Annotated in this window: 6 protein-coding genes; 4 read left to right on the top strand and 2 right to left on the bottom strand. The window is 56.2% G+C overall.

Going from position 1 to position 5746, the window contains the following annotated elements:
- From VEI96_13590 to VEI96_13575, 4 genes are all read left to right on the top strand, one after another.
- The coding region (locus VEI96_13590; protein HXX59027.1) for a tyrosine-type recombinase/integrase at positions 1 to 288 on the top strand (288 nt) is incomplete at its 5' end.
- A gap of 88 nt (positions 289 to 376) precedes the next feature.
- On the top strand, positions 377 to 2815 hold the full coding sequence (locus tag VEI96_13585; GenBank protein HXX59026.1) for an ATP-binding protein: 2439 nt from the start codon (positions 377 to 379) through the stop codon (positions 2813 to 2815).
- Positions 2816 to 2836: 21 nt separating this feature from the next.
- On the top strand, positions 2837 to 3955 hold the full coding sequence (locus tag VEI96_13580) for a glycosyltransferase family 4 protein (GenBank protein ID HXX59025.1): 1119 nt from the start codon (positions 2837 to 2839) through the stop codon (positions 3953 to 3955).
- A 121-nt stretch (positions 3956 to 4076) separates the two neighbouring features.
- Positions 4077 to 4442 carry a hypothetical protein gene (locus tag VEI96_13575; protein ID HXX59024.1) on the top strand — a complete coding sequence of 122 codons (366 nt, stop codon included), beginning with the start codon at positions 4077 to 4079 and terminating at the stop codon, positions 4440 to 4442.
- Between the two features lie 18 nt (positions 4443 to 4460).
- Here VEI96_13575 and rfbD read toward each other — a convergent pair whose 3' ends face one another.
- Positions 4461 to 5297: a dTDP-4-dehydrorhamnose reductase gene (gene rfbD, locus VEI96_13570; protein HXX59023.1), complete on the bottom strand. Its 837-nt coding sequence runs from the start codon at positions 5295 to 5297 to the stop codon at positions 4461 to 4463.
- A gap of 39 nt (positions 5298 to 5336) precedes the next feature.
- Positions 5337 to 5746, bottom strand: a 410-nt coding sequence (locus VEI96_13565; GenBank protein HXX59022.1) for a GDP-mannose 4,6-dehydratase, incomplete at its 5' end; no start/stop codon positions are given.

The raw sequence follows: 5746 nt of genomic DNA, 5'->3' as shown, positions 1-5746 counted from the left end.
CTTAAAGGGCGCATTTCGGAGCATATTTTCCTGACGAGCAGGGGAGGGCCGATGACGCGTCAAAGATTCTGGCAGGCGATGAAGGCTTACGGGAGGGAACTCGGCATCGAGATATCACCGCACACGATCCGGCACAGCTTTGCGACGCATCTCCTCGACGGCGGCGCCGACCTGAGGTCTCTCCAGAAGATGCTCGGCCATTCCGATATAGCGACGACCCAGATATACACGAAGGTGACGACGGAGCGGATGCGCAAGGTCTACCGTGAGCATCATCCGAGGGCGTAGCGGTTCATGGGGTTTTCAGGGAGCGGCACGGAGAGGGAGCCCCGTCATGGTTCTGTGTACTCTCAATCTTGATTTCTTCCGGAGGTGAATGATGGCAAAGAGTCTCGGCGTCGAAGATCTTTACAGGTGTTGCGATGAAGCGGTACTCTCATTTGAGACGACAGAGGAACTTGCTCCTCTTGAAGGAACGGTCGGGCAGGCAAGGGCGCTGAACGCCATCGATTTCGGCCTCAGCCTGGACAGCTCGGGATTCAACATATTCCTCCTCGGGGAAAACGGGACGGGGAGGAAGTCGACCATTAAGACGATCCTCGAGAAGCAGTCCCTCACGAAGCCGGTCCCTTCGGACTGGTGCTACGTTTATAATTTCAAGAGCCCCGACACCCCGATGGCGGTCTCGCTCTCTCCCGGGCAGGCGGTTATCTTCCAGAAGGACATGGAAGAACTGATCAAGAACCTGAGGGTCGAGATACCGAAGGTATTCGAGTCGAAAGAATACGAAAAGCAGAAGAACAAGCTGGCGGAAGAGTTCCAGAAGAAACAGAGGGACCTTTTCGGCGGCCTTGAGGAAGAGGCGCAGGCAAAGGGCTTCTCGATACGGAAGACCGTGAGCGGACTCGTCATCGTGCCGGTGAAGAAGGCGGGGGAACCCCTTACCGAGGAAGAGTTCGAGGCGCTCGACGCGGAGACGAAGAAGAAGGTCGAGGAGATAGGCAAGATCCTCCAGGAGAAGCTGGACGATGTCGTCAGGGCGGTCCGGGACGGCGAAAAGCTCCTCAAGGAGCTCCTCCTCAAGCTCGAGCGGGAGGCGGCTCTCTCGGCCGTGGGGCACCTCATCGATGACGTCAGGAAGAAATACACAGAGCATGAGAAGATCATCTCCTATTGCGAAGAGGTGAGAGAGGACATCCTCGACCACCTCGATGACTTCAAGACCTCCGAAGAGACGCCGCCGCCTCTGCCCTTCATGAAGATGCAGAAGACAGAGCCGACCTTCACGAGATATGTCGTGAACGTCCTCGTGAATAATAAGGACCAGAAGGGCGCGCCCTGCGTGTTCGAGAGCAATCCGACGTATTACAACCTCTTCGGGAGCATAGAGCACAAATTCCAGTACGGGATCGCGGTGACCGATTTTTCGATGATCAAGGCCGGCGCCCTCCACAGGGCGAACGGCGGGTATCTCGTCATCGATGTCCTCGACCTCCTCAGGAACCTCTTTTCCTACGACGCGCTGAAACGGTCGCTCAGGAACAGGGAGATAAAGATCGAGGACGTCTGGGAACAATACCGGCTCATATCGACGACGACCCTCAAACCTGAGGCGATACCGCTCGATATCAAGGTGATACTCATCGGCAGTCCCAATTTCTATTACCTCATGTATAACCTCGATGAGGAATACCGGGAGATCTTCAAGGTGAAGGCCGATTTCGACAGCAGGATGGAGCGGTCCGCAGAGAACATCCAGAAGTATGCCAGCTTCGTCTCGATGGTCTGCAAGGGCGAGGGACTGCTCCACTTCGACAGATCGGGCGTGGCGAAAGTGGTCGAATACGGCTCGCGGCTCTCCGAACATCAGGAAAAGCTCTCCGCAAGGTTCAGCGATGTCGCCGACCTCGTGAGAGAAGCCACCTACTGGGCGAAGACGGCGGGAAGCGCCATCGTGAAGATCGAGCATGTCGAGAGGGCGCTCGAGGAGAGGATCTACCGGAGCAACAGGATAGAGGAGAGGCTCCGGGAAATGACGATAGAGGGCTCGCTCATCGTCGATACGTCAGGAGAAAAGGCGGGACAGATAAACGGGCTCGCCGTCCTCGGCCTCGGTGACTACAGCTTCGGAAAGCCTTCGCGGATCACGGCAAGGACCTATATAGGAAAGGCGGGCGTCGTGAACATCGAGCGGGAGACGAAGATGAGCGGAAAGATCCATGAGAAGGCGATACTCATCCTGACGAACTACCTCGGCAGCATGTATGCCCGCCAAAGGCCGATAAGCCTTTCCGCATCCATAACCTTCGAGCAGCTATACGACATGGTCGAGGGGGACAGCGCCACCTGCGCTGAATTCTATGCCCTCATCAGCAGCATTTCCGGCGTTCCCCTGAAGCAGAACCTCGCCGTCACCGGGTCGATGGATCAGAACGGCCTTGTTCAGCCGATAGGGGGAGTGAACGAGAAGGTCGAGGGCTTTTTTGATCTCTGCAGACTGAGAGGACTCGACGGGAGCCACGGGGTCATCATCCCGAGGCGGAACGTGAAGAACCTCATGCTCAAGAAAGACGTCGTAGACGCCGTCAAGGACGGCAGATTCTCGATCTATCCCATAGATGTCGTTGAGGAAGGGATCGAGATTCTCACAGGAATGCCCGCGGGCGAGTTCGGGAAAGACGGCGCCTATCCGGAGGGCACGGTCAATTACCTCGTCATGAAGCGCCTCACCGAGATATCCGAGGCGCTCAAGGAAAAGAAGGAAGAAAAAGAGGAGGAGGGTCCGAAGAAGAAAGAGGAGAACGGGAGCCGGTGAGCGAAGAGATGCCTGTTCGTCATGAAAATCCTCCAGCTCATCTATGAGGCCCCTGAGAGCCCCTTCGGTTTCGGGGGAGCCGGGGTCAGGGCATATGAGATCTACCGGAGGCTGTCCGATCGCCATGATATAACCCTCCTTTCGATGAAATTCCCGGGTGCGCATGATGGTGACGTTGACGGCATACGGCGTGTCTTTGTCGGGACCGAAAGCGAAAGCCTCATACGGAGTGTCTTCTCATACGTCAGGAAAGCCGTAACGTATGTCCGCAGGCACGGCGATTCCTTCGATGTCATTGTCGAGAATTTCCTTCCCTCCACCCCATTCTTTTCACGGTTCCTCACGAAGACGCCGGTCTTGCTGCAGGTCCAGGGGATCATGGAAGGGCATTCACTCAGGAAGTTTAACCCTCTTGTCTCCCTTCCGATGTTTGCAGTGGAATGGCTTTATCCGAAAGTCCATGACCGGTTCATCTTCGTCTCGGAGGTGACAAAGAGAAAGGTGCTGGGGAGGGCGGGGGATAACGTGGAATCCTGTGCGGTCATACCGAATGGGATAAATGACGAACTCCTCGGGACATCCGGTAAAGGCGACGGGTATATCCTCTTCATGAGCAGGATCGATGTCTATACGAAGGGCCTCGATCTCCTCGCAAAGGCCTTCGAAGAGACGGGCCGCGCCTATCCGGATTCAAGACTCGTTCTCGCGGGATACCAGTTCGATGCCTTTGATGGTCTCGTCTCGAAGCTCTCTCCTGCGGTCAGGGACAGGGTGAGTTATGCGGGCTTCGTGACCGGGGAGGAAAAGCTCCGTCTTCTTTCAGGCGCGGAGGTCTTTGTCCTGCCGTCCCGGCATGAATCTTCCCCCATCAGCATCCTCGAAGCGGCCGCATGCGGGAAACCGGTCCTCGTGAGCGACATCCCCGAATTGGCGTTTGTGGCGGAAGAAGGCTTCGGTCTGAGCTTTCGGTCGGGCTCCGTTCCCGATCTCGCGGAAAAACTCGATCTTCTCCTGAGAGACGAGTCGCTCAGGCTCCGTCTCGGCCGGCAAGGGAAGAGTTATGCGAGAAACTTCTCCTGGGACGCCATAGCACTCCGGTTTGAAGACGCCCTGCGGGATGCCGCGGCCTCGGCACGATGATGTCAGGCGCGTCGTCGAAACAATTCTGGACTCGCCGATAAATCTGTCTTATAATCTGATTGAAGACGGTGACTTCTCTCTCGAAAGAGGTTCCCAAATGCAGACGAAAAGGAGGCGAACGATGCTGAAGATTCTTGAAGCCGTGGTATTGACCTGTCTTTTGATTCTCGTTGTCGTTGCGTGTAGTCCGATGCAGGTGAAAAATGAATCGGAAGTTACCCTAGCACCGTCCAAGGTCCATGAAGATTGCATGGAACTCATCCAGACCGACGTGTTGTACTATTCGTTCAAGACGGAAGGGCCCGTAAACTTCAATATCCATTATCACGAAGGCGCCAAGATCACCTATCCGGTCACGAAGGACAATACAGCCGGCGAGGAGGGCAGGTTCTATCCCGACAGGAAACAATACTTCTGTCTCATGTGGACCAACCCTCAATCCGGATCGGTCCGTCTCACCTACACATTCAGAATAGAAAAACAGTAACGTAAAAGCCGGGGTCTTTTACGTTGCAAGATAATCTCTGAGGGCGGCCTTCCAGTCTACGGGCTCGAATCCGGCAGCTGCCGGAAAGAGCGATAGATCGAGGACCGAATATTTCGGCCTCCTCGCGGGGAGCGGGTACTCCTCAGTCTTTATCGGCAGGACGCGGGCGGGGAGACCGGATACTCTCACGATCTCCCCCGCGAAGTCGAACCAGCTTATGCCGCCGTCTGTCCGGTCGGTAAAATGGTGGATGCCGTATGCGTTCGTCTCGATGAGGCTTTTTATCGCACGGGAAAGAGAGACCGTAGAGGTGGGGGACCCCCTCTGGTCATCCACGACCCGTATCTCGGGACGTTCCCGCGCGATTCTCCTAATCGTCTCGACGAAGTTCTTCCCGCCTTTCCCGTAGAGCCAGCTCGTCCTGATGATGTAGAATCGGCTCAGTATCCACTCGGCGTATCTCTCTCCCGCCAGCTTTGACTCGCCGTAGACGCTGATCGGGTTTGTGTTATCGAAGGGAGTGTAGGGGGTCTCTTTCTCGCCGTCAAAGACGTAGTCGGTGCTCACCTGACAGAGCGGTATGCCGCCCTCCGCGCATGCGAGCGCGAGGTTCTGGACGCCGAGGCCGTTTACGAGGAACGCCTTTTCTCTCTCTTCCTCAGCCTTGTCGACCTGCGTGTAAGCCGCGCAGTTGATGACCCTGTCAGGAGCGATGCGCCGTACCGCCTCCGAGACATCCCTCCGGACGGTGATATCGAGATCGAGGTCGAATGCGGCGACCTCATGCGACTCCCTGAGGAGGGGGATGAGGTCGTGGGCGAGCATGCCCTTCGAGCCGGTAACGAGGATTTTCACTCTCGATTATCCTTCTTCACGACGCCCGATTCCCGCCGGTCATTTCCTCGTCCAGAATCCGGCACTCTCAGAGGCCAATCTATCCTTGAGCGGTCTCCACCACCACTCGTTTTTCTTGTACCAGTCGACGGTCTTTTCCAATCCCGAATCGATGTCTACGGACGGCCTCCAGCCGAGCTCACGCTCTATCTTTCCGTTGTCTAGGGCATAGCGGTAGTCATGCCCGGGCCTGTCTTTGACGAAGGTGATGAAGGACTCGTCCTTACCCAGGATCGCGAGAACCTTCTTCACGATCTCGATGTTTTTCCTTTCGGCATTACCTCCGACGTTGTAGACCTCACCGGTCCTTCCGCGATGGAGGATCAGATCAATCGCCCTGCAGTTGTCTTCGACGAAGAGCCAGTCCCTCACGTTTTTTCCATCGCCGTAAACGGGGACCGGCTTTTCAT

This window comes from Thermodesulfovibrionales bacterium (assembly GCA_035622735.1).
In the GTDB taxonomy this organism is placed as follows: Bacteria; Nitrospirota; Thermodesulfovibrionia; order Thermodesulfovibrionales; family UBA9159; genus DASPUT01.
The sequence above is the reverse complement of the archived record's forward strand: the minus strand, read 5'-3'. Positions and strand labels throughout refer to the sequence as shown.